Raw genomic sequence first — 25,244 nt, forward strand, 5'->3', positions numbered from 1 at the left:
TAGCGGAAACGTTAGTTTCCGTAAACGGTCGTTTCCCGATTTCTGTGCCAAGCTGACAGGGTGACGCGAGCTGCCAATGGGACCTATCGCGGCACCACCACCGACGAGCGGCGCGAACAGCGCCGCCGTCGGCTGCTGGACGCGGCCCTCGACATCGTCGGCACGCAGGGGCTGGCCGCACTCACGGTGCGCGGGGTGTGCGAACAGGCGAAGGTGGGGCCGCGTTTTTTCTACGAATCGTTCACCGACCTGGACGCGCTGGCCACCGCCCTGCTAGACGAGGTGCAGGGCGAGGCCCTGGAACAGGCCCGCACCGCCATGACCGACACCCCCGGCGACCCGGAGGCCAAACTGCGCGCCGGGGTGGCGGCGCTGATCATCGGCGTCACCGACGACCCGCGCCGCGCCAATATCGCCTTCGCCCAGGCCTACGGGTCCGAACTGCTCATGCGCCGCCGCTTCGAGGGCATGCGGCGGGTGGCCGAGCTGCTCATCGAGCAGACCCGCGTGCTGCTCGACATTCCCGAAGGCGACGACACCGCACTGACCGCCCTGGCCCAGCTCATCACCGGCGGCGCGGCGGAGCTGATCCTGGTGTGGCTCGACGGCGGCCTGAAGGTCGAGCGACCGGTACTCATCGGCATCGTCGCGGATTACGTTGTGGCCATGGTGGATCGACTGCCCGGCATGCGGTCCCGCCTCCCCGAGACTTCAGCGCCGGACTGAGAGCCGTCAGGTTCCGGAACGACCGATTCCGCTGTCCGCTATCTCCTCGACGACGATCTTCGCCGTCTCCATACAGGCGGTGATGCCGCCGTTGGCGTACTCCTTGACCGCGTCGCCGACATTCCAGAGATTGGCGATCGGGGTGTCGTGGGGCAGGTCGTATCCTGCGACGGCCCGCTGGGGTGGCCAGTCGTCGCGGGTCACGGCGATGGACAGGATGCGGGCCCGCTCGAAACCCGGGATCTCCTCGCGCAGATCCTGGAGCACGAGCGCGGTCTCGGCCTCGGCGTCGAAGGTGCCGACCGAGGGTTTGGGCACGCCGGCGCCGACGTAGAGATGCCAGCCCTCGGGCGCCATCTCCGGGCAGGTCGCGGTGAAGTTCGCGACGTAGCACAGCCGCCGGGTGCGGGCGAAGCTGAGCAGCCCGGGCGCGTCGATCAGCGGTTCGCGGCTGGCGAAGTTGACCGAGATCATGGCGCAGGGCAGGTCGCGCTGGAGCACGCTGCCCACGTAGTCCGACGGGAAGTGCTCCGGGCCGACCAGATCCATGGTGGCCGACGGCCCGATGTCACTGACCGCGAAAGCGCAAGTGATGTCCGAGATTTCGCCGTCGTGGCTGATCCGCGCCCCGGTGATCCGATCGCCCTCGACGTGCAGTTGCCGCACCTCGCTGCCGAGCCGGACCTCTCCCCCATTGCGCTCCACCACCTCGGCGAGGGCCTTCCAGATGCCGATGGTGCCCTCGGGGCAGAAGCCGAACTTCTTGAACGCCGCCTTCCGCGTGAAGTAGGTGAGGAACACCCGCGCGGGCAGCTCCTCGGAGCCGACCGCGAAGATGGAACCGCACATATTGCGGAAGATGCCTTGCACCGCATCGTTTTTGGTGTAGCGGCGCACCCAGTCGGCGGTGGACAGCTCCCGATCCGGCAACTCCCCCTCCGCGCGGGCCGACCCGCCGAGCAACTGGGCGCCGTGGCGGGTCAGCTGGGAGATGAGCAGTCCCCAGCCGCCGGTGGCGATGTCCACGTCGCGGCCGTTGATCCGGTAGAGGATCGGCGGATCCGCCGGGCGCACTTCGAATTTCGCCCCGACCTCCTCGAAGGTCTGTTCGGTGATGCCGCCGAGTTCGATGACGACAGCGCCGGTGTTGATGGTGAATCCGTCGAACTCGGCGGTGGAAGCCCGCCCGCCGACTCGGTCGAGACGTTCGGCCACCAGGGTCCGATAGCCCCGGTGCGAGAGCCGGGCGGCCGCGCACAGCCCGCCCGCTCCGGCTCCGACAACCAGTGCGTCCCACGCGTTCTCGCTCATGGCGAGGCTCCTCAGAGCAGGCTCAGCCCGCTGGGTTCACCCCGGGCTGAGCGTCGGACATATCAGTAATACGGCTCCAATTCTCTCGCACCTGATCCACGCTCGGGACCTCACTGAAGAACACGGGCTTGTTCGCGAACAACTGGGCGCGTTGCACCGAGCCGCCGCCGACCACCAGCACCATGCCGGAGTCGGTGCAGTCCTCGCCCATCAGGTGCGCCACGATCGGGGCGACCTGGGCGGGCGGCAGCTTCTCGAGCATGGCCTCCGAGGCGATGTCGGCGGTCATGCGGGTGGCGGCCATGGGCGCCACGGCATTGACGGTGATGTCGTACTTGCGGCCCTCGATGGCGAGGGTGTTCATCATGCCGACCAGGCCCATCTTGGCGGCGCCGTAGTTGGCCTGACCGAAGTTGCCGTACAGGCCCGAGGTGGAGGTGGCCATGACGACGCGGCCGAAGCCCTGCTCACGGAAGTGCGGCCAGGCGGCGTGGGTGACGTAGAACGAGCCGAACAGGTGCACGCGCTGCACGGCTTCGAAGGCCTCGGGGGTCATCTTCACGAAGCTCATGTCGCGCAGGATGCCCGCGTTGTTCACGATGCCGTGCACCGCGCCGAAGCTGTCGATCGCGGTCTGCACCAGCGCCTTCGCGCCCTCTTCGGTGGCGACGCTGTCGTAGTTGGCGACCGCGGTGCCGCCGGCCGCGCGGATCTCCTCGACCACGGCGTCGGCCATATTGTGCCCGGATCCCGAGCCGTCGCGCGCGCCGCCGAGGTCGTTGACCACGACCTGAGCGCCTTCGCGGGCGAGCAGCAGCGCGTACTCGCGACCCAGACCGCCACCGGCTCCGGTGACAATGATGACGCGATCGGTTACACCAGGCATGAATTCTCCTTGCCGTATCTAATAGCTTTTCAGAAGTTAGCAGCAGGGATGCTCCGTCCCTGTGCTACCCGCCACACTCGTCGAGTAACTGGACAATCGATAGGTTGGAGTGGTGATGCCGCACCTGTACCGCCTCCATCCCGAACTCGAGGCGACTCTGCCGCACCTGGCACTGGGCACGAGCCCCACACCGGTGCGACGACTGGACGCCCTCGACACCGCCTGCAAGGGCGGCGCGGAGATCTGGCTCAAGGACGACAGCGTGTTCGGCGACGGCGGCTGGGGCGGCAACAAGGTGCGCAAGCTGGAATGGCTGCTGCCCGACGCGCTGCGGCAGCGCCGCACCACCATCGTCACTGTGGGCGGGCTCGGCACCAATTGGGGGCTGGCCACCGCGCTCTATGGGCGCGAGCACGGACTGAAAACCGTTCTGGCACTGATCGATCAGCCCGAGGACGACCATGTGCGCGCCCAGCTGAAGCGGCTACGGGACTCGGGCGCGGAGCTGCACTTCACCCACTCCAAGGCCCGGACCATCCTGAGCGCGCCGTACCTGCTGGCGCGGCATTTCACCGGATTCCGGCCGCCGTACTTCCTGCCGGCGGGCGGGTCGTCGGCGGTGGGTGCGATCGGATACGTCGAGGCGGCACTGGAATTGGCCGAGCAGGTCCGGGCCGGGGAACTGCCGGAACCGAGTCACATCGTGATCCCGGTCGGTTCGGGCGGGACGGCGGCGGGGCTGTCGCTGGGATTGCGGCTGGCGGGGCTGCAGACCCACGTGGTGGGCGTGGTCGTCAACGACACCCTGCGGCTGGACGAGCCGACGCTGACCGGGCTGGCCGGGCGATGCGCGAAGCTGCTGCGCGCACGCGGCGCGCGGATCCCCGAGAACATCTCCCCCGCGGGCAATCTGGATATCGTGACCGAGTATCTGGGCCCGGGCTACGGCTATCCGATGCCGGAAGCCGCTACCGCACAGGCGCTCTCGGCCGATCGGGAGCACATGACCCTGGAGCCGGTCTACACCGCCAAGGCCATGGCCGCGCTGCTGGACATGAACGCGCACGGCCGGTTCGGCGACGGTCCGGTGGTGTATCTCAACACCAACGGACCGCGCTGACACCGGATTTCGCGTCCCTCACGCGGTCGCCAGCTTGGCGGCCAGGAAGTCCTCCCAGGTGCGCTGTCCCACGGCGTGCTCGGGGGTCAGGTTCGCGCCCGTCGCGTACACCCGGGCCGCCTTGCCGGGGGCCTTCACGGTGAACACCGGGCGGCGACGGCCGGTGGCCGCCAGATAGCTGCGCTCGAGTTCCTTCATGGTGTAGATGCGCGGGCCGCCGATCTCCTCGACCAGTCCGGCGGGCTCGCCCTGCACCAGTTCCACCAATCGCGCTGCCACCTCACCGGTTTCGATGGGCTGGAAGCGGAAATCGAACGCGGGCACCACCGGCATCTTGCCCATGGCCGACACCATCGTGAAGAGCAGGTCGTGGAACTGGGTGGCGCGCAGCGTGGTCCACGGCAGGCCCGAGTTCTCCACCACCAGTTCGGCGTCGCGCTTCGAGGCCATGTAGCCCATCACCTGCCGGTCGATGGCGCTCTCCACCGGGACCCGCTCCGCGCCGACCACCGAGATGTAGACCAGGTGCGGGAACGCCCCGGCGGCATTGATGGCGTCGACCAGGACGCGGGTCTTGTCGCCGTCGCCCTTGGTGGTGCCCGCCAGGTGCAGCACGGTGTCCACGCCCGCGACCGCCTCCGCGATGCCCGCGCCGGTCTCCAGGTCGCCGGCCACGAACTCGATGCCGTCCTTCGCCTCGTGCGCGCTGCGGCTGAGCACCCGCACATCCAGTCCGGCCTGCCGCAGCAGCGGAGTGACCAGGCTGCCCAGGGTGCCCGTGCCGCCGGTGACCAGAACCGTCTTCGCCATGATGACCATCTCCTTCGTCTCGCGCCGCCGCTGTGGTGGCGTCCTGCCTTGATGACGACGCGGGGCCCGCGGGTGTGACACGACGTGACCGGCGGCACAGCGCGGGCGGGTCGTAGGCTGGCCACATGCCCGATCCCGGTTCCCCGCAGCGGTTCGAGCGACTGCTGGAGCTGGTCTCCGGCCGCCGCGTCGCGGTGCTGACCGGCGCGGGCATCTCCACCGACAGCGGCATCCCCGACTACCGCAGCCCCGGCGCACCGCCGCGGACCCCGATGACCTATCAGCAGTTCGTCGGCGATCCGGTGTTCCGCCAACGGTATTGGGCCCGCAACCACGTCGGCTGGCGGCGCATGGACGCGGCCCGGCCGAACCCCTCGCATCACGCGCTGGCCCGGCTGGAGCGCGCGGGCATCGTGACCGGGCTGCTCACCCAGAACGTGGATCTGCTGCACACCAAGGCCGGCCATCGCCGGGTGATCGACCTGCACGGCGTCTACGCCCGCGTCCGCTGCCTGTCGTGCGAGGCGCTGACCTCGCGCATGACCCTGGCCGACCGCCTCGAGGCCGCCAATCCCGGCTTCGCCGAATCGGTTCCGCTCGACGGCCTCGAGGTCGCCCCCGACGCCGACGCCGTGGTGGCAGACACCTCCTCCTTCCGCATGGTCGACTGCCTGACCTGCGGCGGGCTCCTCAAGCCCGACATCGTCTACTTCGGCGAATCCGTGCCCAAGCCGCGCGTCGCCGCCTCGTTCGAGCTGGTGGACGACGCCGACGCCCTGCTGGTCGTGGGCTCCTCGCTCACGGTCATGTCGGGCCTGCGGTTCGCCCGCCGTACCGCCAAGTCCGGCCGCCCGGTCGTCATCGTCAATCGCGGCCGCACCCGCGCCGACGATCTCGCGGCCCTGACCCTCGACACCGGTTGCGCCCCGGTCCTCACCGCCCTCGCCGACGCCCTGGTCGCCTGAAGCCGGGCCCTGCCTCAGGTGAGGTGCCGATCGAGCAGGGCCAGGTAGTAGAACACCGGTTCGAGGGTGAGCAGGCCGGTGCCCGCTCCCGCCAATTCGGTCGCGGCCGGCGCCAATTGGTCGCGCAGACGCGCGATCAACGGTTGCTCGCCGAGGGCGACGGCGGCTCGGGCGAGCAGGCACAGGCGCAGTTCGAACAAGAGATCGCGGGGCGGCGCGGGCAAGGCCAGCAGGGCGGCCCGGGCCGCGGCGGAGTCGCCCCGGTCGAGCAGGACCAAGGGGCGGACCCACGGGGCGTGCGCGCCCAGGTCGGAGAGATCCTCGCGGGCGATCGGTTCGCCGTGGCGCAGGCGCAGGCAGAGGAGGGCCAAGGGGAGCAGTCCACGCTGGACGCCCGGCATGGCGGTGCCGGAATGGGCGGCGCTGGCCGAGCGGTAGGCGGCTTCGGCCTCCTGCAGGGTTGCGGTGATCGAGGTGCGCAGGGCCGCGTACCAGCGGGTGAAGAAGGGCACCAGCGGGAGTTCGTAGCGGTCGGCGAGGGCGTCGGCGGCCTCGGCGTGCTGGTCGGCGGCGTCGAAATCGGCGGTGGCGCTGAGGGCCTGGATGCGCACGAGGTGGCCCAGGACTTCGAAGGTGACCAGACCCGCGGCCTGGGACACGGCGATCAGTTCCGCGCCGAGGGCGGCGCGTTCGGGAGCGAGGCCCGCGCGGTCGAAGGTGTTCAGGAAGCGGGCGTTCAGGGTCAGGGCACGCAGCGTGGGGTTGTTCAGGTGGGCCGCGAGTGCTACGGCGGACTCCGCGGCGGCGCGGCCCCGGGCCGGGTCGGTGGCGCGTAGTTCGAGGGCGATGGTGGTGAACAGCCGGCAGCGCAGTTCCGTGTCGGCGGTGGGCATCTCGCGCAAGACTCGTTCGGCGGCGGCGACCACGGTGCGGGTGAGCTCCGGGTCGTCGGGCTCGGTCCAGACGGTCGGGACGTCGAAGGCGACGATCACCCGCGCGGTCAGTTCGGGATCACCGAGTTCTGCCGCAGATCGAATCGCCTCGGCCCGTAAGCTGCCCGCCTCCGGAAGCCGGCCGATCACCGCCAGCGCGCGCACCAGGCCCATGGTCGCCTCGAGTCCGGCCCGCACATCCCCGGCGCGCCGGTACCCGGTCACCGCGTCCGACCAGAGCCGGGCCGCCTCGTGCGGGGCGAACACCCGCTCGGCGGCGGAGGCGGCGCGGCGCGCGTACTGTCCGGTGCGGGCGGCGGTCGCGCGGGTCGCCGCGCGGCCGAAATGGTGTGCCAGGACGGCGGGATCGGCCGTGCCGGTCGCTTCGAGCAGCGTCGCGATCCTGGCGTGCCATGCCGAGCGGCGGGGTCCGGGGATATCGCCGTAGACGACCTCCCGTACCAGGGCGTGCGCGAAAGATGTTCCCGCCGTCTCGGATTCGTCGAGGAAGCCTGCACGCAGGGCCGCGGTGACAGCCGCATCGGTGAGCTGCTCGTCACCGGTCAGCGCCGTCAGCACCTCGAAGTCGAGCTCGGGCCCGGCGACCGCGGCTTGCTCGAGCACCGCCCGGTGCGGCTCCGCCAGTCGCTGTACCCGGTGCCGCACCACATCCCGGACTCCGGCGGGGACCGCGGCCAGAGCGGTCGCGCCCTCGTCGCGCCACAGCCGCGCCAGCTCCCGGAGGTAGAACGGATTTCCTTGTCCGCGAGCATCGATCCGGCGCAACGCACCGGCGTCGATCCCGGGTCCCGCGACCTCGCGGACCAACTCCGCGACCGCTTCCCGGTTCAGTCCGCCCAGTTGCACGCGTACCGGCTCAGCCCGGGCCAGGCGCGCCAACGCCGCCGCCAGCCCCGGCTCCACATCGGTGCCGCGATACGTGGCGACCAGCAGCACAGGACCCGAGACCGGTGTGGTCGCCAACGCCGTGAGCAGCTCCAGGGTCTCCTCCCCCGCCCAGTGCAGGTCGTCGAAGACGACCAGCACCGGCGCGTTGCGGGCAACCGTGCCCAGCTGGTCGACGGCCGCGTGCCGGGCCCGGAAGCGCTCGACCGCCGGGTCCGCGATCCCGCTGTTCGCGCTGGCGATCCCGGCCGGCGTCTCGGCCTTCGACACCGTGTCCGTCGTCGACACCGTCGCCGCATACCCGGCCGCGGCGAGCTGGGCAGTGATCCGGATCCACGGCCAGTTCGGTGGCGCGCCGCGATCCGCGGGACTCGATCCCCACGCGACGATCCAGCCGCGCTCGGCCAGCACCGCCGAAACCGTCTCGGCGAGAGCGGTTTTCCCAGCGCCCTCGATCCCCGAAACCAGCACCAGCTCCGCGCGGCCGGTCGCCACGATCCGTGCCGCCGTCTCCGCGATCCGCCGCCGTTCATCCGAGCGTCCCACGAAGATCCCCCGAGCGCCTGGGCTCGCCTGGGCCGCACTCGCGCCGCCGAGCACCGATCCGCCGACAGCTGTTCCCACGGATGCGGCGGCGGCACGGTGCTGTTCGACAGAAGCCGTATCGCCGAGATATGTGTCCGCAGCGTCGATCTGCGTTGCCCGAGCGGTGAGATGTGATGCCTGGGCGTCGAGATGCGGTGCCTGCGCGAGGATGTCGGCTTCCAGGCGACGCAGCGCCGGACCCGGATCCACGCCGAGTTCGTCGCGGAGGTCGCGGCGGACAGCGCGCAGCGCGGCGAGCGCGTCGGCCTGGCGACCCGACCGGTAGTGCGCCAATGCCACGGTGTGCCAGGCCGGTTCACGCAGCGGATGCTCGTGCAGGTGCGCTTCGAGCGCGAGCACCGCCTCGGTCTGGCGGCCGAGGTCACTCAAAGCCCGGGCGCGGAGTTCGACTGCCTGGGAACGCGCTTCGCCGAGCCGGACGATCTCGGCCCGCGCCCAGGACCGGTCCGCGAGTTCGGCGTACGCCGGGCCCCGCCAGAGACCCAGGGCCGTTTCGAGATCCGATAGTGCCGCGGCCGGGTCGGCGGGCGCGTTCGCCGCGGCGGCGCGAGTCAGTGCCGCGAAGCGATCGGCGTCCACCTGGGCGTCGGTGGTTCGCAGCGCGTACCCGGGCGCCGAGGTGACCAGCAGCCGGGCGGGCGCGCGGGGCGGGCGCTCCGGTTCGAGGACGCGGCGCAGGTCGGAGACGAAGGTCTGAATGGTTCCGGTCGGGTCGCGGGGCGGCCGCTCCCAGAGATCGCCGACGAGTTGCGAGACCGGGACCACGCGGCCGTGCGCGATCAGCAGCCGAGCCAGCAGGGCTCGGTGCCGCGGGCCCTTGAGGGCCAGCGGTCCGTGCGCGTTCTCGGCCCGGAGCGGTCCGAGAACCCCGAAGGTCACCACGTCCGCCGACTCTATCGCCGGGTCCGGCGAACCCGGCACTGAGCCGATGCTGACCGGCTGCTGAGCGGGTCGCGACAAGCTCGGCCGGTACCGAGCACCACCTGGAAAGGACCACCATGAGCCCGCGCATACCCGGATTCGACTACCAGCGCGTCACCGTCGCCGACGGAGTCGCACTGCATGCGGCGGTCGCCGGATCCGGCAGCCCCATCGTGCTGCTGCACGGCTTCCCGCAGACCCATCTCATGTGGCGGCACGTGGCCGCGGACCTGGCCGCCGACCACACCGTCATCTGCCCGGATCTGCGGGGCTACGGCGAGAGCGACAAGCCGGTCGACAGCGACGGCGACACGTACGCGAAGCGCACCATGGGCAATGACATCGTCGCCCTGGCACAGGCTTTCGGCCACGAGACCTTCGCGCTGGCCGGGCACGACCGGGGCGCGTTGGTCGCCATCCGCACCGCGCTCGATCATCCCGGGCACGTCACCCACCTGGCGTCGCTGGATGTGCTGCCGACCCTCGACATGTGGGATGTCCTGCACGGCGTGACCGGCGCCATCGGTTTCCATCTCTACCTGATGGCCCAACCGGCCGGACTGCCCGAACAGCTCATCGGCGCGAGCCCGGACGCCTTCTTCGGCCACTTCCTCGACAGCTGGACCCAGCGCCCCGACGCCATTCCCGGCGAGATCCGCGCGGCCTACCTCGCCGCCTGCCGCGCGGCGGTCCCGTCGATCGTGGCCGACTGTCGCGCCTCGGCGAATATCGATCTCGCACACGACCGGGCCGACCGCGAGGCGGGCCGCACCCTGCGCATGCCGGTGACCGTGCTGCAGCAGGACTGGGGTTCCTTCCTCGGCTTCGACGCCGCCGCCCTGTGGCGGGCCTGGGCACCGGACCTGCGTCACGACACCGTCGGTTGCGGCCATTTCATGGCCGAGGAAGCGCCCGACGACATCGTGCGCGAGCTGCGTGATCTGATGCGACGCTAGTCCCGGACCTCGAGGCGGCGGACCAGCGCGACCAGCGCGGCGCGCAGGGTCTCGGGATTGTCGGTGTCCGCGCCCAGGATCATCCGGACCACCTGCGGCGCGGCGAACCACCAGGCCGCCAGCGCCGCGACGGCGTAGAGCAGATAGCCGGGCGCGACATCGTCGGGCAGCGTCCCGGCCCGTTGCGCGGATGCCAGCGCGGCGACCTTGTCGGCGTAGTGCGAGGCCCGGGCCGACTCCGCGGGCAGCTCGCCGGCCTGTGGCTGTAGGCCCTCCCAGTACATGAGCCGCAGGAACTGCGGGTGGGTGTGGTGGAAGTCGAAGACGTGGCCGGCGTACTCGGCGAGGTCCCCGGCGGTGCCGGCGGAGAGCGGGCTGGCCGCGGCGAGCTGTTCCAGCTGGTCGGTGAGGACGGCTTCGAACAGGCCGCGTTTGTCGCCGAAGTACTGGTAGATGCGTTCCTTGTTGATGCCGGCGCGGGTCGCGATGGCATTGACCCGGGCGCCGTCGGGCCCGCGTTCGGCGAACTCGTGGACGGCCGCCTCGAGCAGCAGTCGTCTGGTTCTCTCGGTATCCCACGCCATGGGGTCCATCCAACCATCTCCAACCGGATGGTTGCGGTTGGGCTCGCGGCTGTGGCAAACTCCAACCATTCAGTTGCAACCGTTTGGTTGCGGATGGTCGAGGCGAAGCAGGAGGTGGCGTCGTGCCCGAGTTGCGCTCACGCACGGTCACGCACGGTCGGAACATGGCGGGGGCCCGCGCGCTCATGCGCGCCAGCGGAGTCCCGTCGGCCGATATCGGCCGCAAGCCGGTGGTCGCGATCGCGAACAGCTTCACCGAGTTCGTTCCCGGCCACACCCATCTCCAGCCGGTCGGGCGGATGGTGTCCGAAGCGGTGCGCGCCGCGGGCGGCATCCCGCGCGAGTTCAACACCATCGCCGTCGACGACGGAATCGCCATGGGGCACAGCGGAATGCTGTACTCGCTGCCGTCGCGGGACCTGATCGCGGACTCGATCGAATACATGGTGAACGCGCACTGCGCCGACGCTCTGGTGTGCATCTCCAACTGCGACAAGATCACCCCGGGCATGCTGATGGCCGCGCTGCGGCTGAACATCCCGACCGTGTTCGTCTCCGGCGGCCCCATGGAGGGCGGCAGCGCGGTGCTGGTCGACGGCACCGTGCGCAGCCGCCTGGACCTCATCACCACCATGGCCGACGCGGTCTCCCCCGACGTCTCCGACGCCGACCTCGCCCTCATCGAGGAGAACGCCTGCCCCACTTGCGGCTCCTGCGCGGGCATGTTCACCGCCAATTCGATGAACTGCCTGACCGAGGCACTCGGCCTGGCCCTGCCCGGCAACGGCACCACCCTGGCCACCCACACCGCCCGCGCCGAGCTGTACCGCGACGCCGGGCGCACGGTGATGGAGCTGACCCGCCGCTACTACGACGAGGACGACGCCGGGGTCCTGCCCCGGAACATCGCCTCCCGCGACGCCTTCGACAACGCCATGGCCCTGGATCTGGCCATGGGCGGCTCCACCAACACCGTCCTGCACCTGCTCGCCGCCGCGCACGAGGCGGGTCTGGACTACACCCTCACCGAGATCGAGAAGATGTCGCTGCAGGTGCCCTGCCTGTGCAAGGTCGCGCCCAACGGCGAGTACCTGATGGAGGACGTGCACCGGGCAGGCGGCATCCCCGCGCTGCTGGGCGAGCTCGACCGAGCGGGGCTGCTGCACCGCGATGTGCGTGCGGTGCACGCGGATTCACTCGGCGCGTGGCTGAACGACTGGGACGTGCGCGGGGGCCGGCCGTCCGCGGCGGCGCTCGACCTGTTCCACGCCGCGCCGGGCGGTAAGCGGTCCGCCACCGCCTTCTCCCAGTCCGAGCGGTGGCATTCCCTCGACCTGGACGCGGCCCAGGGGTGCATTCACGATGTGGCGCACGCCTTCTCCCGCGACGGCGGGCTGGCGGTGTTGCGCGGCAACCTGTCCCCCGACGGCGCGGTGGTGAAGTCGGCGGGCGTGGCCGCGCACATGCACACCTTCACCGGTCCGGCCCTGGTGGTGGAGTCGCAGGAGGACGCCGTCGAGGCGATCCTGTCGCGCCGCATCAAGTCCGGTGACGTGCTGGTCATCCGCTACGAGGGTCCCAGCGGCGGGCCGGGCATGCAGGAGATGCTGTACCCGACGTCGTATCTGAAGGGCCTGGGCCTGGCCGGGGAATGCGCGCTGATCACCGACGGCCGCTTCTCGGGCGGCTCCTCGGGCTGCTCGATCGGCCACATCTCCCCCGAGGCGGCGGCGGGCGGCCCGCTGGCGCTGGTGCGCGACGGCGACTCGATCACGATCGACATCCCGTCCCGCACCCTCACCATGGACGTGCCCGACGCCGAATTGGCCAGGCGGCGCGCGGAACTGGAGGCGACCGGCGGCTACCGGCCGCGGCACCGCGAACGGCAGGTCTCCCCCGCCCTCAGAATCTATGCGCTGCTGGCCACCTCGGCGGACCGGGGAGCGGTGCGCGACACCACGCTGCTCCCCGGCTGAGCCCGCACTGCGGCAGCTCCACCCGCTGGGCGATCAGCGGGTGGAGCGGGGGGCTCCGATACCGGGGTCGATGCGGGCGGGCCCGGCGGCACTGGGAGTGATCGGGAAGTCGAAGATCGCGGTCGGGATGTAGACGGTGGCACACGAGTTGGGGATGTCGACCACGCCGGAGAATCGGCCTTCCACGGGAGCGGCGCCGAGCAGCAGGTACGCCTGCTCCCGCGAGTAGCCGAAGTTCGTCAGGTAGTCGATCGCGTGCAGGCAGGCCCGTTCGAACGCCAATTGCGAGTCCAGGTACCGCTGTTCGCCGTCGAGGGTCACCGAAGTGCCGGAGAAGGCGAGGAATTCGGAGTAGACCGGCCCTTCGTTGCCGGGCAGGAACACCGCGTTCTCGGTGACGCCGTACAGCTGCATCCCGTTCTTGATGACGTCCACGCGCAGGTCGATGAACCCGCCCATTTCGATCGCGCCGCAGAAGGTGATCTCGCCGTCGCCCTGGGAGAAGTGCAGGTCCCCCACCGAGAGGTTCGCGCCGGGCACGAAGACGGGATAGAAGACGCGGCTGCCGCGGGTGAGGTTCTTGATGTCCTGATTGCCGCCGTTCTCGCGGGGCGGGGCGGTGCGGGCGGCTTCCCGTGCGACACGGTCGTATTCGGCTCCGAACAGGGCGCCCAGGACGGCGTCACGCGGTTCGGGCGGCAGAGCCAGCGGGGGCACGCGTTCAGGGTCGGTGGCGATGAGGGCGGCCTCGCGAGAATTCCAGGTGGACAGCAGCCCCGCCGAGGGCGCGGTACCCATCAGCCCGGGATGCATGATACCGGTGAACTTCACGCGCGGAATGTGCCGCGAGGTGGTGGTGTGGCCACTGAAATCCCAGATGGCCTTGTACGCGTCGGGGAAATGCTCGGTGAGGAAGCCGCCACCGTTGTCGGTCGGGAAGATGCCGGTGTAGCCCCAGCCCTGCCCGGCCAGCGGGCCCGCGTCCTCCTGCGGGATCGGGCCGATATCGAGGATGTCGACGATGAGCAGGTCGCCCGGTTCCGCGCCCTCGATCGCGAACGGGCCCGACAGGCAGTGCACGGTGCTCAGTGGGGCGTCGCGGACGTCGTCGGCGGAGTCGTCGTTGCGGATCGCGCCGTCGAACCATTCGCGCACATGCACCCGGAACTCCGTGCCGGGGGTGACGGTGACGACGGGCGGGATGTCGGGATGCCAGCGGTTGTGGCCGACGAACTTCTGGTCGGTGAACTTCTTGGTGGAATCGAGCGGGTACAGCAGTTCGGGCATGGGTGGACTCCTCGGTGTCAGGGACGGGGAAGCTTGCGGTGCAGGGGGTTTCGGCTGACCGGGGTGCGGCCGCCGCCGGGCGGGGCCGACACCACCGGCGGTCGCGACGCGGTGGCCGCGGTGGCGTCGAGCAACCGCATGGCCGGTGTCGAGCCGTGCAACAGCACACCGCCGCCGATCCGCCGCCGCGCCGGCCGGCCGCAGTGCGGACAGGGCGACTCGGCCGGCACGTCGGCCATGGAGTGCACGCGGTCGAAGGCGCCGCAGTCGCGGCAGGCGAACTCGTAACTGGGCACGCGGGCGCTCCTTTCTCTCCGGCGGCCACGCCGGATTTTGTTTTCATATGTAGCTATTTCAGTTGACCACGATACGGAGCGCTGCGGATCGCGGCGGCGAAACCACTGGGTTAACTGGTAGTTACGGGATATCCCGCCGGTATCCGGGATGTTAAGTTTCATTTGCACTATCTTCAAATGAAACTATTCGACATATGGTCTGTTCTCGTTGCGTACCCGAGGCCCCGAGGAGCCTCGACACCGAGGAGAACGACACATGAGCACAACCCGATGGCAGCGGTTCCAGACCTGGGCCGCGCGCGACGACATCGAGGACTACTCACTGCGCTACGCGCCCAAGTCCTTCCGCCGCTGGAGTCCGATGGCGTGCTCGATCACCGCCCTGGGCGGCATCGCCTATCTCGCCGACTATTCGATCGGCGCGTCCATCGCGGTGACCCACGGCTCGGCCAGCGCGATCGTCGCCATCCTGGTCGCGGCGGCGACCATCTTCCTGACCGGCATCCCGATCGCCTACTACGCCGCCAAATACAACCTGGACATGGACCTGCTCACGCGCGGAGCCGGTTTCGGATACTTCGGCTCGACCCTGACCAGCCTCATCTACGCCAGCTTCTGCTTCATCTTCTTCGCACTGGAGGGCTCGATCATGGCGCAGGCCATGAAGCTCGCCTTCCACATACCGCTACCGCTGGGCTATGTGATCGGGTCGCTGATCATCATCCCGCTCGTGCTGTACGGCATGTCGGCGCTGGCGAAGTTCCAGGTGTGGACCCAGCCGCTGTGGCTGATCCTGTTCGCCGCGCCACTGGTGACCATCGCCGTCGGCGACCCGTCCGGGTTCGACGGCTTCGTGTCCTGGGCCGGCGACGGCGGCACCGCCCGGGTGACCGCGATCGGAGTGGGAGCCGGTGCGGGCGTGGCCCTGTCGCTGATCGCGCAGATCGGCGAACAGGTCGACTACCTGCGATTCATGCCCGAGAAGTCGGAGACCTCCGCGTGGCGCTGGTGGTCGGCGGTGCTGGCGGCGGGCCCGGGCTGGGTGATCCTGGGCGCGGCCAAGCAGCTGTGCGGCGCGTTCCTGGCGTTCTATGTGGCCGGGCAGGTCGGCTTCGCGCGGGCGACCGAACCGATCGAGCAGTTCCTCGGCGGGTACGGCGCACTCATCCACAATCACGCCGTGGCCTTGACCATCGCGACGGTGATGGTGCTGCTGTCGCAGATCAAAATCAATGTCACCAACGCCTATTCGGGCTCGCTGTCGTGGTCGAACTTCTTCAGCCGGGTACTGCACCTGCACCCGGGGCGCGTGGTGTGGCTGGCCCTGCACATCGCCATCGCGCTGGCGCTCATGCTCGGCAATATGTTCACCGTGCTCAACACCATTCTCGGGTTCTATTCGAACGTGGCCATCGCCTGGGTGGGCGCGATCGTGGCGGATCTGGTGATCAACAAGGGGATTCTGAAGATCAGTCCGCCCTACATCGAATTCAAGCGGGCCTACCTGTGTCCGATCAACCCGGTCGGATTCGTATCCATGCTCGCCGGGTCCGGTCTGTCGATCGTGGCCTACTTCGGCGGGTTCGGCGCGTTGCTGCAGGCCTGGTCGCCCTACCTGGCCCTGGCCGTGGCCATGGCGCTGACCCCGATCATCGCCCTGGTCACCGGCGGCAAATACTATCTGGCCCGGCCGAATCCACTGCGCGAGGAGATCGAGAAGGAACCGTTGTGGGCCGGACAGACGCTGCTGGACGTGGTGGACGGCAAGCGCTACGAACTCCCCGACATGGTGCACGACTGCCCCTTCCACGGCGGGCCGGTGTCCTCCCTGAGCTGCACCCTGACCAAGAACTGTGCCGAGCAATGCCAGAAACCGGCATACGACGACACGGTCGGCGCGGTCGAACTGAATTTGATCCCCGCGAGAGCCGTCGACTGACCGGTACCGGCGGCAGGCGGGACCGTAATCGGTTCGCCTGCCGCCGCTTTCGGTAATCGACCGGCGCCGAGCGAACCCTCCCAGTATTTGCAGGTGAAAACATTTCAGGTGACGCTGTAGAGTGCTGGGTGTGGACGACAGCACCGCCCTCGCCGCTCTGGACGATCTCGCCCGGCTCGTCCGACGGGCATCACAGGAACTGGACCGGGCGATCGCGACGTGCCTGGGCGAATCCTCGGCCGCGCGCTGGCATGTCCTCACCGCGGTGGCCGGCGCGGAGGGCCTGTCCATGTCGCAACTCGTCGATGCCACCCTGCTCAACGCCGCCACTCTGACCCGCCTGATCGACGCCATGATCGCCGACAACCTGGTGCTCCGCAAGGTCGACGAAACCGATCGCCGCCGCGTGCTCGTCTTCCCCACCCGCCGCGGCCTGCTGACCCGCAAGGTGATGGATCAGACGCTGACGGCCAGCGGGCTGACCGAGATCGCGAACACCACCTCCACGAAAACCCTGGCGGCGCTGGTCGATCGCATCGCCTCGACCGAACCCGCGCCGCTGTGATCAGGGACCGGGGGTAAGCCTCGGACCGGGAGGTCGGCGAGCGCGGCGACCATGGGGAGCGGTGCGAGAATCCGCATCACCCCCCGGCCGATATCACTGCGGCAGCGTGGCCAGCTCGCGCTGGACGGCCGCGTCGTGTTCGGCGGCCTCCTCCGCGGCCTTCTGGGGGCTCCAGTGTCCGGCCATGATGAACACGAACGGGATGAAGCAGATCTGGGCGATCAGGCAGATCCACCACCAGGTCTTCCACTGCTGCGGTGAATCCTTCTGCGCCTGCTGGACTTCCTTGCCATGCTCGGACAGGTAGGCCAGGTCGTCGGCGGGGATCGCGCTCACGGCCTTGAGCTTGGCGCTCGCGGCGGTCAGGGCCGGGCCGGTCTGGGAGGCCACGGCCAGCTGATCGACGGGCACCTTCCCGGCCGCCGCGATCCGGGCTCCCGCCTGATCCGGCGGGACCCCGAACTTCTGGGCGACCTGCCCGACCGCGGTGGCCTGAGCGGCCTTGTCATTGGGGTCGGTCAGGAGTTTGACCAGCACCTTCTGATCGATGGCCTGCAGGGTGGCCAGTTCCTCGGGGTACTTGGCGTTGAGCTCGACCGTGGTCTTGATATCGGCCGGGGAATCCCCGGTCAGCTTCACCAGCGCGGCGACCTGCGCGCCGACGTCGTTCGGGTTCTTGCCGAGGGCGGTGAGCGTGTCCTCGCCGACGGTCTGAATGGTCGCGATCTCCTCGTGGTACTTGGCGTTGATGGCCTGCAACCGCGGCCCGTAGTTGACCAGCGTGCCCGCCGCGGTCACCACCAGCAGCAGCCCCAGCAGCACGAATGTCACCACCGTGCGCAGCACGCCGCCCCACACCGCGAGCCCGACCGCCGTGGCCGCCGGATTCCGCTTCTCCACGGTCTCGGTGAAGCTGGCCATCCAGGTCGAGTAGGCGATGCCGGTACCGACCGCGGTGAAACTCATGACGATGGCGAAGGTGTAGTAATCGGTGCCGGGTTTGTCGGTGTAGCCGAGGAATACGAAGGTCCCGATGATGCTGATGATCGCGCCGAACACCATGAACGGTTTGCGGACCTTCATCTTGTCCGACACGATGCCGGTGATCACCAGCGAGAAGGCGCTCGCGATCCAATACCAGTTGCCCAGCGCGTTGGCCTGGGCGGCGGTGAACCCGAAATTGGTCGCCATGTAGACCGGCAGGAACGACACGATCGTGTAGAAGAACGCCAGGAAGATCGAGATGGCCAGCGCTGAGCCGACGATGTCGAGGTGCATCATCTGCTTCCACTGATTGCGTTCCAGCGCACCGACATCCAGCCCGCGCGCCCGCGCCTCGATCAGCGCCTTGTCCCGCAGCGACACCATGATCTGATCCCGCAGCCGGGGGCTGAGCTCACGCAGCCCGACCAGGCCGACGAGCGAGATCGCGAGGCAGATGACACCCGCTAGCCGGTAGTGGTACTGCCAGTCCGGGTGCGCGTCGAGGGTGTGCGTTGAGATCTCGGTGGTGACGAGCGCGCCCAGCACCGGCCCGAGGGTCCAGAAGCCCATGGCCGAGGCGCGGTCCAGCTGCGGGGAGAAGTCGCGCACCAGCGCGGGCGTCGCCACCAGCACGGCGCCCTCGACGATGCTGATGACGCAGTAGATGGCCAGGAACGATTCCTTGGTCGTGCACTGCGGCTGCGCGAACAGGGTCAGCAGCGAGGTCAGGACGGTGCCGTAGGCGACGATATTGGCGCGGCCCCAGCGGTCCAGGACGCCGGTCACCACCGAGGCCACGGCGCCGAAGGCCGCGCCGATGATGAAGATCCCGACGAAGTAGCGGAAGGTCAGGTGGAAATCGGCGATCAGCTGGTTGCCGACGGCTCCCGACACGAACAGCTGGTAGTACAGCGCGACGGAGACCACGACGACGAGGAAGAGATACCAGGACCGGGCGGGCGTTTCCGGATAGTGCGGGAGCTTGCGCTGCCAGAGTCCGGTGACCAGCGTCGGCGGGGGGAATTCCGCGGCCGGAGGCACCGCGGTCGGTGTGCTGCTCATGTTCGAGACGCCTTTCTCCCACGGCGTTTCGCGCAGCCACAGGCCCTTGGTTCGCGGCGCGAGCAACCGGGTGACAACAGGGTAGCGGCCATGAGTGACTCAGATCACTGTTATCGGTCTCAGTGCCCGCACACCTGGGTCGCGCCCGTTCACCAATTGTTGGCCGAGACAACAGCATCTGGCCGTCGGGACATCGTGGGCCGGTCATCGGCGCTGGTCACCGTAATGCGGCTTGTATCACCGCATGAATTCGAGGATTCGATGTCGAACACCACCGTCGCGCGGGGCCGCCTGGTCGCCGCGTTCGCGGGCGCGCTGATGGCCCTGACCAGTGCCGTCGCGGTCGCCGCTCCCGGAGACCCGGGCGAGCGGCCCTCCTTCTGCGACCACGATCAGCGGTCCACCCCCGGCGCGGCCTACCTGTGCGCCAAGACCGACGATCTGGTCGACGTCCGCATCGGCGATGTGCTGCCGACCCAGCCGTCGCTGGGCTACGACGAGGTGTTCTACAAGCTGGGCCGCTACACGCTCGGCAAGGACGCGGTGAACAAGAAGTTCGACGACTGGTGCGAGGCCAACGGCCAGGTCGCCGCCGCCACCGTGAACCCGGGCGCGCAGCTGAAGGATTCGTCCTCGTTCACCTGCAAGGTGGCGATCGGCTCCGAGACCGCCGACTCCATCGCGCCGATGAAGACCGTGGTGATCGGCCCCCAGGGCCGGCTGTACCTCACCGACGGCCACCACACCCTGACCTCGTTCTTCGAGACCCCGGACGGCGGCGCGGACACCCACGTGCGCCTGCGCGTGCTCGGCAACCTGAGCACCCTGCCCGACGGCAAGTTCTGGGACACCATGAAGCAGAACCGGTGGACCTGGCTCAAGGACGTCAACGGCAACGAGATCAAGGAGCACCAGCTCCCCAAGTCGGTGGGCCTGGCCAACTTCGCCGATGACAAGTACCGCAGCATGATGTACTTCGCCCGCGACATCGGCTTTCACGAGGGCACCCTGCCCTTCGAGGAGTTCTACTGGGGCGCGTGGATGCGCGACAACAAGGTCGGCGGCGACTGGAACCGCAACGACTTCGCCGCCTACCTGGCCGCGCTGAAGACCGTCACCCAGGCACAGGTCGCGCTCGGCCCGAACACCGTGGTGGCCGAGGGCAAGACCGCCTCGCAGCTGGATGTGCTCCCGGCGTGGAACGGCGGCAGCGCCGAGGACAAGGGCGAGTTCGGCAAGATCTCCAAGCCGTACTCCGACGCCAAGCCCGGCAAGCTCGGCTACGCGATCGAGTACCGCCTGCGCACCGGTCGCTGATCACCGGACCGCGACGACAAAGACCTCGGGATCGCCTGACGCGATCCCGAGGTCTTTCGTTCGATCAGGGGTAGGCCTGAACGATCTCGACGTTCACCAAGGCGTTGAACGAGTCGCAGCTGGCCCACGACTGGTTCTGCCCGTACTGCATGGGCCCGTACTTCCAGTAGGTGAAGGGGACGGGCCAGGCGACACAGGTGAGCTTGACCTGATGCCAGGTCGGCAACTCGCAATTGGACATTCCGCCGGTATTGAAGATGTTGTACAGGTGGCAATTCGCCTGCCACACCGGCACATCGTCGGCCTGGGCCGTTCCGCCACCGGCGAGCACCATGCCCGCGGCTGCGGTGGCGACGACGGCACTGGCAGCAAGCCGCTTCGCAGACTGCATTCCGACCTCCTGAATTGGTGTTGTCCTCGAGCAAATCGCATTCTGGCGCTACTTGTTACGGAAAACAAAACAATTGATTATTTCGGAGGGTTGTCCTTTATTCGGAATTGCACTGTTCGATCAGGGAATCGGGGGCGGTCGATCCGGGACCAGAAGGGTCGCAAGGGCAGTGCCGATGGGGATCGCGTTGTTCGTGTCGGCGTTCGCGGTGGCGCCCAGGGTGGCGTAGACGACGACGGTGGTGGCGGTCCTGGTGTCGTAGAACGCGACTCCGTTGTAGCCGCCGTAGGACGGGTTCATGAACAGCCAGTCGCCCATGTGCGGAACGCCGAAAGCGAAGTACTTCTGCGCGGTGAGCGGACCGAGTCCGGCGGTCGAGGGAGCCATCATCTGCTGAAACCGGTCCGCGGGGAGCATTTCTCCCTTGCCCAGGGCGCGGACCCAGCGGCCGACGTCGGTGACGGTGGAGTTCATATTGCCGCTGTGCAGGAATGCGGTCGGATTCCAGAAGGTGGCGTCCTCGAAGATCTTTCGCTCATCGGTGTAGCCGTGCAGGATCGGCTCGTCCACCTGGGCGGTGAGCATGACCTTGCTTCTCTTCATGTCGAGCGGGACCAGGACGTAGTCGGATATCAGCTCGCCCAAGGGTTTTCCCGACGCCTTCTGCAGAACTTCGCCGAGCACGACCAGATCGCTGTGGGCGTAGGCGAAACTCGTGCCCGGATCGAACAGCGGTGGGCGGGCATTGGCCAGATCGAACAACTCCTGGGCGTTCCAGGTGTGAAACGGGTTGTCGCCGAATCGTTTCAGGAATTCCGGATCGGTGACATAGTCGGAGATTCCGGAGGTGCTGCTGGCGAGCATTCTCGGAGTAATGCGTTCGGCGCGTGGAAAATTCGGCAGCCATCGGGCAATCGGCTCGTCCATCTTCAGCGTGCCGTTCTCGTCCAGCCGCCAGAGCACGGTCGACACCATCGGTTCCATCGGCTGACCCACCCGCAACTGCATATCGGTGGTCGCCGGAACACCGAGCGGCGAGTCGCCCACCGCGCCGACGACCACTTCCTTACCGTCACGCCAGGCGCCGAACACCGCCGCGGTGAGATCGAGCTCGCCGAGCTTCGCGCGAACGATATCGGTGATCTGCTCGGCTTCCTTCGACAGCGGAGCCGGACTGCCGGAGCCCGAACCCCGATCCGACCCGCACCCGCCGACGACCAGACTCAGCGCGACCATCAGCCCCGCACCTGCGCGCCATCGAGCAGACACACTCATCACCGGGTCCCTTCGCCGAAGAAGACGGGCTGAGCAGCGTTCATCAGAATCTACGCCGGTAGCCGAACCATAGCCACGATCGCCGATCCATAACCCGCGCGTCCCGGTCGTGGGCCCGAATCACGGCCCCGAAAACCCGGGGCATGCGGCCCGTCGCCGATCGGTGAACAGTGCTATTCGCAAATGATCATCCCGCTCTAATCAGCGTTGCCGAATCGAGAACCCCCGCATCATGCGTACTTCAGTCCGCACCCTCGCCGCGGCCGGAATCACCGCCACCGCCTCCGCCCTGACCGCGCTCTCCGCCGGACCGGCAGCCCACGCCGACGTCACCGGCACGGGAATGACCGTGCAGGGCAGCAACTTCCAGGTCGGCCAGACCTACAATGTCGTCGTCCCGGTCTCCGACTGCACAGGCGGTGATCTCTCCGACACTTCCAACGGCGTCACCGTCCGCTCCAGCTGGAACGGCAAGTCGAGCATCGCGGGCCAACCCTGCATGGGCACCACCTCCACCTGGACTTTCCAGTGGACCCCGCGGACCCCCGGCACCCACGTTCTCGGCTTCGGCTACGGCAACGGCGATACGACCCTCCCGCCGTACACCAACATGGGCTCCGCCACCGTCCAGGTCAGCGGCACCGGCAGCACCGACCCGCAGGCCTGCGGCGCCTCCTCCTCGCCCTGCACCACGGTCCACGGCACCCCCGAGGTCGGCTGCACCCTGACCGTGACCATGTCCGGTATTCCGGCCTCCCTGGTCACCTCGTCGGGCTCGGGCGTCCTGCAAACCCTCAGCTCGGGCGTCCCGACCCGCAACGCCTGGTTCGACGACAACAACACGGCCACCGGCACCACGACGATCAACGGCAGTTCCGTCACCATGAAGTGGACCCCCACCACCACCGGCTACCACCACCTGAGTGGCCAGTACGACACCGGCGCCCTGGCCGGCTTCCCCGACGGCATCGTCCTGCCCGGCTACGCGGGCGACATCTGGCTCCAGGTAGCAGCCGCCGGAACCCAGCCCTGCGCCTGATCCAGCCCACCCGCCCCATGCGGGTCCGGCCGAGGTTCTGCCAATCGAGTAGCGAGCGGGCGCGGGTACTGCGTTCGCAGTACACCGGACTGCCGTCACCGGGACGATGCCGACTACAAAGGCGTCGAACCAGCATGGCTACATGGCGAAATTCCTGTACCGGGTCGGCCGGTTCGCGTTCGAGAAGCGGCGGCTCGTCGTGCTGCTGTGGGTGGGGCTGATGGCCGCGCTGGTGGTGGGAGCCGCCAGCGCGCCGCCCGCGCCACCGGATACGTTCTCGATTCCGGGGACCGAGTCCCAGCAGGCGTTCGATCTGCTGGAGCAACGGTTCCCGGGCACCAAATCCGATGGGGCGCAGGCGCGGATCGTGTTCGTCGCGCCCGAGGGGCAGCAGATCGGTTCCGACGCCAACAAGGCGGTGGTGGAGCGGATCGTCGCCGACGTCGCGGGCGGCACGCAGGTGAAGGGCGTGCTCGACCCGTTCCAGACGGGCGCGGTCAGCAAGAGCGGCACCACCGCGTACGCGACCGTCAGCTACGGCGCCACCGGTGACAACCTCACCGATGCGACGAAGGCCGCGCTGACCGACGCGATGGACACCGGTAAGGCCGCCGGGGTCACCGTGGAGATCGGCGGGTCCGCGCTCCAGGCGAAGCCGGAGATGGCCGGGGCGACCGAGGCCATCGGCATCGCCATCGCGGCCGTCGTGCTGATGATCACGTTCGGCGCGTTCGCGGCGGCGGGCTTGCCGCTGATCACCGCGCTGGTCGGGATCGGCGTCGGGATCGCCGCGATCGTGGCGATCGGGATGTCCACCACCACAACGACCCTGGCGATGATGCTCGGACTCGCGGTCGGCATCGACTACGCGCTGTTCATCGTGTCCCGCTACCGCACCGAACGCGCCGAGGGGTACAGCGCGGCGGAGGCCGCGGGACGGGCTGTCGGAACCGCCGGATCCGCGGTGGTTTTCGCCGGGCTCACCGTGGTGATCGCGCTCGCCGGACTGGCCGTGGTCGGGATTCCGGCCCTCACCAAGATGGGATTGGCCGCCGCGGGCACCGTCGCCGTCGCCGTGACCATCGCGTTGACGCTGCTGCCCGCACTGCTGGGCTTCTTCCAGAACGCGGTGCTACCCACGGCTTTCCGTAAGCAGCCGGATCGCGACAGTCTGCCCGCCGCGTCGATGCAGGAGGACAGGCCCGGGATGGGCACGCGCTGGGCGCGATTCGTCGTCCGCCGTCCGGTGGCCGTGCTGTTGATCGGGCTGGTCGGCATGGGCGCGCTCGCGCTGCCGATGACGAGCCTGGAACTCGGGATGCCGGGTGAGGAATCGCAGCCGACGTCCACGACGCAGCGCCGCGCCTACGACGCCCTCGCCGAGGGCTTCGGGCCCGGCTTCAACGGGCCGCTCACGGTCGCACTGGATGTCAAGGGCGTCGGTGACCCGCAGGCCGCGGTGGAACAGGCGACCAGCACGCTGGCCGCGACCAAGGGTGTCGTGTCGGTGTCGCCCGCGATGTTCAATCAGGCCGGTGACGCGGCCATGATCACCGTGGTGCCCGCCACCGGTCCCTCGACCACCGCCACCAAGGACCTCGTGCACACCCTGCGCGGTGAGGCCGGCGGTCTGCGGGCGGCGACCGGCGCGACCATGCTCGTCACGGGTGCGACCGCGATGAATATCGATGTCTCGCAGAAGATGTCGGACGCACTGCTCCCCTATCTCGCCGTGGTGGTCGGGCTCGCGATCCTGCTGCTGATGGTCGTGTTCCGTTCGATCGCCGTGCCGATCAAGGCGGCCCTGGGCTTCCTGTTGTCGGTGGGCGCGGCCTTCGGTGTGATCGTCGCGGTCTTCCAGTGGGGTTGGCTGGCCGGTCTGATCGGCGTGCACCAGACCGGACCGGTGATGAGCATGATGCCGATCTTCCTGATCGGCGTGGTGTTCGGTCTCGCCATGGATTACGAGGTCTTCCTCGTCACCCGGATGCGGGAGGCCTTCGCGCACGGCGAGAGCGCCCGCGAGGCCATCGTCACCGGATTCCGGCACAGCGGCCGGGTGGTGGTGGCCGCGGCCGCCATCATGATCGCGGTGTTCGCCGGATTCATCGGCGGCGGGGAACCGATGATCAAGATGATGGGCCTCGGGCTCGCCGCGGCGGTGTTCTTCGACGCCTTCATCGTCCGTATGACGCTGGTCCCGGCGGTGCTCGCGCTGCTCGGCGACAAGGCGTGGTGGCTGCCGGGGTGGCTGGCCAAGATCCTGCCGAACGTGGACGTGGAGGGTGAGAGCCTGAACCGGCCGGTGGCCGTCGAACCGGAGCGGGAACTCGAATCCGCGCGCGCCTGAGCCGCGGGCCGGATCTGCGACAGGTATCGGTAGGCCGTCC

Annotated in this window: 20 protein-coding genes; 10 read left to right on the forward strand and 10 right to left on the reverse strand. The window is 68.8% G+C overall.

The annotated features are described in order from the left end of the window. The first annotated feature begins 60 nt into the window (after nucleotides 1-60). Nucleotides 61-726 carry a TetR/AcrR family transcriptional regulator gene (locus tag ACQP06_RS21855; protein ID WP_379275439.1) on the forward strand — a complete coding sequence of 222 codons (666 nt, stop codon included), beginning with the start codon at nucleotides 61-63 and terminating at the stop codon, nucleotides 724-726. A gap of 6 nt (nucleotides 727-732) precedes the next feature. Here ACQP06_RS21855 and ACQP06_RS21860 read toward each other — a convergent pair whose 3' ends face one another. Beyond that, nucleotides 733-2,037, reverse strand: a complete 1,305-nt coding sequence (locus ACQP06_RS21860) for a phytoene desaturase family protein (protein ID WP_433666351.1) — start codon at nucleotides 2,035-2,037, stop codon at nucleotides 733-735. A gap of 22 nt (nucleotides 2,038-2,059) precedes the next feature. Beyond that, on the reverse strand, nucleotides 2,060-2,923 hold the full coding sequence (locus tag ACQP06_RS21865; RefSeq protein ID WP_357084579.1) for an SDR family oxidoreductase: 864 nt from the start codon (nucleotides 2,921-2,923) through the stop codon (nucleotides 2,060-2,062). 115 nt (nucleotides 2,924-3,038) lie between these two features. On the opposite strand from ACQP06_RS21865, the gene ACQP06_RS21870 reads away from it, so the two are divergent. Beyond that, entirely contained in the window at nucleotides 3,039-4,043 is a 1,005-nt protein-coding gene (locus ACQP06_RS21870) for a 1-aminocyclopropane-1-carboxylate deaminase/D-cysteine desulfhydrase (protein WP_433666352.1), read from the forward strand. An 18-nt stretch (nucleotides 4,044-4,061) separates the two neighbouring features. Here the strand turns inward: ACQP06_RS21870 and ACQP06_RS21875 are convergent, their stop codons facing one another. Then, nucleotides 4,062-4,853 (reverse strand): SDR family oxidoreductase, encoded by a 792-nt coding sequence (locus tag ACQP06_RS21875; RefSeq protein ID WP_433666353.1) that lies wholly within the window; start codon nucleotides 4,851-4,853, stop codon nucleotides 4,062-4,064. A gap of 125 nt (nucleotides 4,854-4,978) precedes the next feature. Here ACQP06_RS21875 and ACQP06_RS21880 point away from each other — a divergent pair, with 125 nt between their 5' ends. Then, a complete protein-coding gene (locus ACQP06_RS21880; RefSeq protein ID WP_433666354.1) occupies nucleotides 4,979-5,818 on the forward strand; it encodes an NAD-dependent protein deacetylase in 840 nt (279 codons plus the stop codon). A gap of 14 nt (nucleotides 5,819-5,832) precedes the next feature. Here the strand turns inward: ACQP06_RS21880 and ACQP06_RS21885 are convergent, their stop codons facing one another. Further along, nucleotides 5,833-9,183: a BTAD domain-containing putative transcriptional regulator gene (locus tag ACQP06_RS21885; RefSeq protein WP_433666355.1), complete on the reverse strand. Its 3,351-nt coding sequence runs from the start codon at nucleotides 9,181-9,183 to the stop codon at nucleotides 5,833-5,835. Between the two features lie 77 nt (nucleotides 9,184-9,260). Between ACQP06_RS21885 and ACQP06_RS21890 the strand changes: the two genes are divergently transcribed. Continuing rightward, entirely contained in the window at nucleotides 9,261-10,139 is an 879-nt protein-coding gene (locus ACQP06_RS21890) for an alpha/beta fold hydrolase (RefSeq protein WP_433666356.1), read from the forward strand. Here ACQP06_RS21890 and ACQP06_RS21895 read toward each other — a convergent pair. Further along, nucleotides 10,136-10,723, reverse strand: coding sequence for a TetR family transcriptional regulator (locus ACQP06_RS21895; RefSeq protein WP_433666357.1), 588 nt, complete (start codon nucleotides 10,721-10,723; stop codon nucleotides 10,136-10,138). The two genes, ACQP06_RS21890 and ACQP06_RS21895, sit on opposite strands and share 4 nt — an antisense overlap. Before the next feature lie 122 nt (nucleotides 10,724-10,845). Here ACQP06_RS21895 and ilvD point away from each other — a divergent pair, with 122 nt between their 5' ends. Beyond that, nucleotides 10,846-12,699 carry a dihydroxy-acid dehydratase gene (gene ilvD, locus ACQP06_RS21900; protein WP_433666358.1) on the forward strand — a complete coding sequence of 618 codons (1,854 nt, stop codon included), beginning with the start codon at nucleotides 10,846-10,848 and terminating at the stop codon, nucleotides 12,697-12,699. Nucleotides 12,700-12,732: 33 nt separating this feature from the next. Here ilvD and fmdA read toward each other — a convergent pair whose 3' ends face one another. Together fmdA and ACQP06_RS21910 are read right to left on the reverse strand one after the other, a co-directional pair. Further along, entirely contained in the window at nucleotides 12,733-13,986 is a 1,254-nt protein-coding gene (gene fmdA, locus ACQP06_RS21905; RefSeq protein ID WP_433666359.1) for a formamidase, read from the reverse strand. A 17-nt stretch (nucleotides 13,987-14,003) separates the two neighbouring features. Beyond that, a complete protein-coding gene (locus ACQP06_RS21910) occupies nucleotides 14,004-14,282 on the reverse strand; it encodes an FmdB family zinc ribbon protein (protein ID WP_379275419.1) in 279 nt (92 codons plus the stop codon). A gap of 256 nt (nucleotides 14,283-14,538) precedes the next feature. Between ACQP06_RS21910 and ACQP06_RS21915 the strand changes: the two genes are divergently transcribed. After that, nucleotides 14,539-16,221 carry a purine-cytosine permease family protein gene (locus tag ACQP06_RS21915; protein WP_433666360.1) on the forward strand — a complete coding sequence of 561 codons (1,683 nt, stop codon included), beginning with the start codon at nucleotides 14,539-14,541 and terminating at the stop codon, nucleotides 16,219-16,221. A gap of 130 nt (nucleotides 16,222-16,351) precedes the next feature. Beyond that, nucleotides 16,352-16,786 carry a MarR family winged helix-turn-helix transcriptional regulator gene (locus ACQP06_RS21920; RefSeq protein ID WP_433666361.1) on the forward strand — a complete coding sequence of 145 codons (435 nt, stop codon included), beginning with the start codon at nucleotides 16,352-16,354 and terminating at the stop codon, nucleotides 16,784-16,786. Between the two features lie 93 nt (nucleotides 16,787-16,879). On the opposite strand, the gene ACQP06_RS21925 is transcribed toward ACQP06_RS21920, so the two are convergent. Continuing rightward, nucleotides 16,880-18,832 (reverse strand): MFS transporter, encoded by a 1,953-nt coding sequence (locus ACQP06_RS21925; RefSeq protein ID WP_433666362.1) that lies wholly within the window; start codon nucleotides 18,830-18,832, stop codon nucleotides 16,880-16,882. Nucleotides 18,833-19,093: 261 nt separating this feature from the next. Between ACQP06_RS21925 and ACQP06_RS21930 the strand changes: the two genes are divergently transcribed. Further along, on the forward strand, nucleotides 19,094-20,149 hold the full coding sequence (locus ACQP06_RS21930) for a ParB/Srx family N-terminal domain-containing protein (RefSeq protein WP_433666363.1): 1,056 nt from the start codon (nucleotides 19,094-19,096) through the stop codon (nucleotides 20,147-20,149). A gap of 64 nt (nucleotides 20,150-20,213) precedes the next feature. On the opposite strand, the gene ACQP06_RS21935 is transcribed toward ACQP06_RS21930, so the two are convergent. Continuing rightward, nucleotides 20,214-20,540, reverse strand: a complete 327-nt coding sequence (locus tag ACQP06_RS21935) for a hypothetical protein (protein WP_433666364.1) — start codon at nucleotides 20,538-20,540, stop codon at nucleotides 20,214-20,216. A gap of 120 nt (nucleotides 20,541-20,660) precedes the next feature. Beyond that, nucleotides 20,661-21,776 (reverse strand): serine hydrolase domain-containing protein, encoded by a 1,116-nt coding sequence (locus ACQP06_RS21940; RefSeq protein ID WP_433666365.1) that lies wholly within the window; start codon nucleotides 21,774-21,776, stop codon nucleotides 20,661-20,663. 271 nt (nucleotides 21,777-22,047) lie between these two features. Between ACQP06_RS21940 and ACQP06_RS21945 the strand changes: the two genes are divergently transcribed. Together ACQP06_RS21945 and ACQP06_RS21950 are read left to right on the forward strand one after the other, a co-directional pair. Continuing rightward, entirely contained in the window at nucleotides 22,048-22,854 is an 807-nt protein-coding gene (locus ACQP06_RS21945; protein ID WP_433666366.1) for a hypothetical protein, read from the forward strand. 142 nt (nucleotides 22,855-22,996) lie between these two features. Then, entirely contained in the window at nucleotides 22,997-25,204 is a 2,208-nt protein-coding gene (locus ACQP06_RS21950; protein WP_433666367.1) for an MMPL family transporter, read from the forward strand. Nucleotides 25,205-25,244 lie beyond the last annotated feature (40 nt).

The organism is Nocardia sp. CA-136227, from assembly GCF_050955695.1.
Taxonomy (GTDB): domain Bacteria; phylum Actinomycetota; class Actinomycetes; order Mycobacteriales; family Mycobacteriaceae; genus Nocardia.

Excerpts from the sequence above, each read along its gene's own strand:
- fmdA (WP_433666359.1), bottom strand. The coding sequence starts at position 13,986 with ATGCCCGAACTGCTGTACCCGCTCGATTCCACCAAGAAGTTCACCGAC.
- ACQP06_RS21860 (WP_433666351.1), bottom strand. The coding sequence starts at position 2,037 with ATGAGCGAGAACGCGTGGGACGCACTGGTTGTCGGAGCCGGAGCGGGC.
- ACQP06_RS21865 (WP_357084579.1), bottom strand. The coding sequence starts at position 2,923 with ATGCCTGGTGTAACCGATCGCGTCATCATTGTCACCGGAGCCGGTGGC.
- ACQP06_RS21930 (WP_433666363.1), top strand. The coding sequence starts at position 19,094 with ATGTCGAACACCACCGTCGCGCGGGGCCGCCTGGTCGCCGCGTTCGCG.
- ACQP06_RS21945 (WP_433666366.1), top strand. The coding sequence starts at position 22,048 with ATGCGTACTTCAGTCCGCACCCTCGCCGCGGCCGGAATCACCGCCACC.
- ACQP06_RS21880 (WP_433666354.1), top strand. The coding sequence starts at position 4,979 with ATGCCCGATCCCGGTTCCCCGCAGCGGTTCGAGCGACTGCTGGAGCTG.
- ACQP06_RS21895 (WP_433666357.1), bottom strand. The coding sequence starts at position 10,723 with ATGGCGTGGGATACCGAGAGAACCAGACGACTGCTGCTCGAGGCGGCC.
- ACQP06_RS21875 (WP_433666353.1), bottom strand. The coding sequence starts at position 4,853 with ATGGCGAAGACGGTTCTGGTCACCGGCGGCACGGGCACCCTGGGCAGC.
- ACQP06_RS21925 (WP_433666362.1), bottom strand. The coding sequence starts at position 18,832 with ATGAGCAGCACACCGACCGCGGTGCCTCCGGCCGCGGAATTCCCCCCG.
- ACQP06_RS21915 (WP_433666360.1), top strand. The coding sequence starts at position 14,539 with ATGAGCACAACCCGATGGCAGCGGTTCCAGACCTGGGCCGCGCGCGAC.
- ACQP06_RS21890 (WP_433666356.1), top strand. The coding sequence starts at position 9,261 with ATGAGCCCGCGCATACCCGGATTCGACTACCAGCGCGTCACCGTCGCC.
- ACQP06_RS21935 (WP_433666364.1), bottom strand. The coding sequence starts at position 20,540 with ATGCAGTCTGCGAAGCGGCTTGCTGCCAGTGCCGTCGTCGCCACCGCA.
- ACQP06_RS21950 (WP_433666367.1), top strand. The coding sequence starts at position 22,997 with ATGGCGAAATTCCTGTACCGGGTCGGCCGGTTCGCGTTCGAGAAGCGG.
- ACQP06_RS21870 (WP_433666352.1), top strand. The coding sequence starts at position 3,039 with ATGCCGCACCTGTACCGCCTCCATCCCGAACTCGAGGCGACTCTGCCG.
- ACQP06_RS21940 (WP_433666365.1), bottom strand. The coding sequence starts at position 21,776 with ATGGTCGCGCTGAGTCTGGTCGTCGGCGGGTGCGGGTCGGATCGGGGT.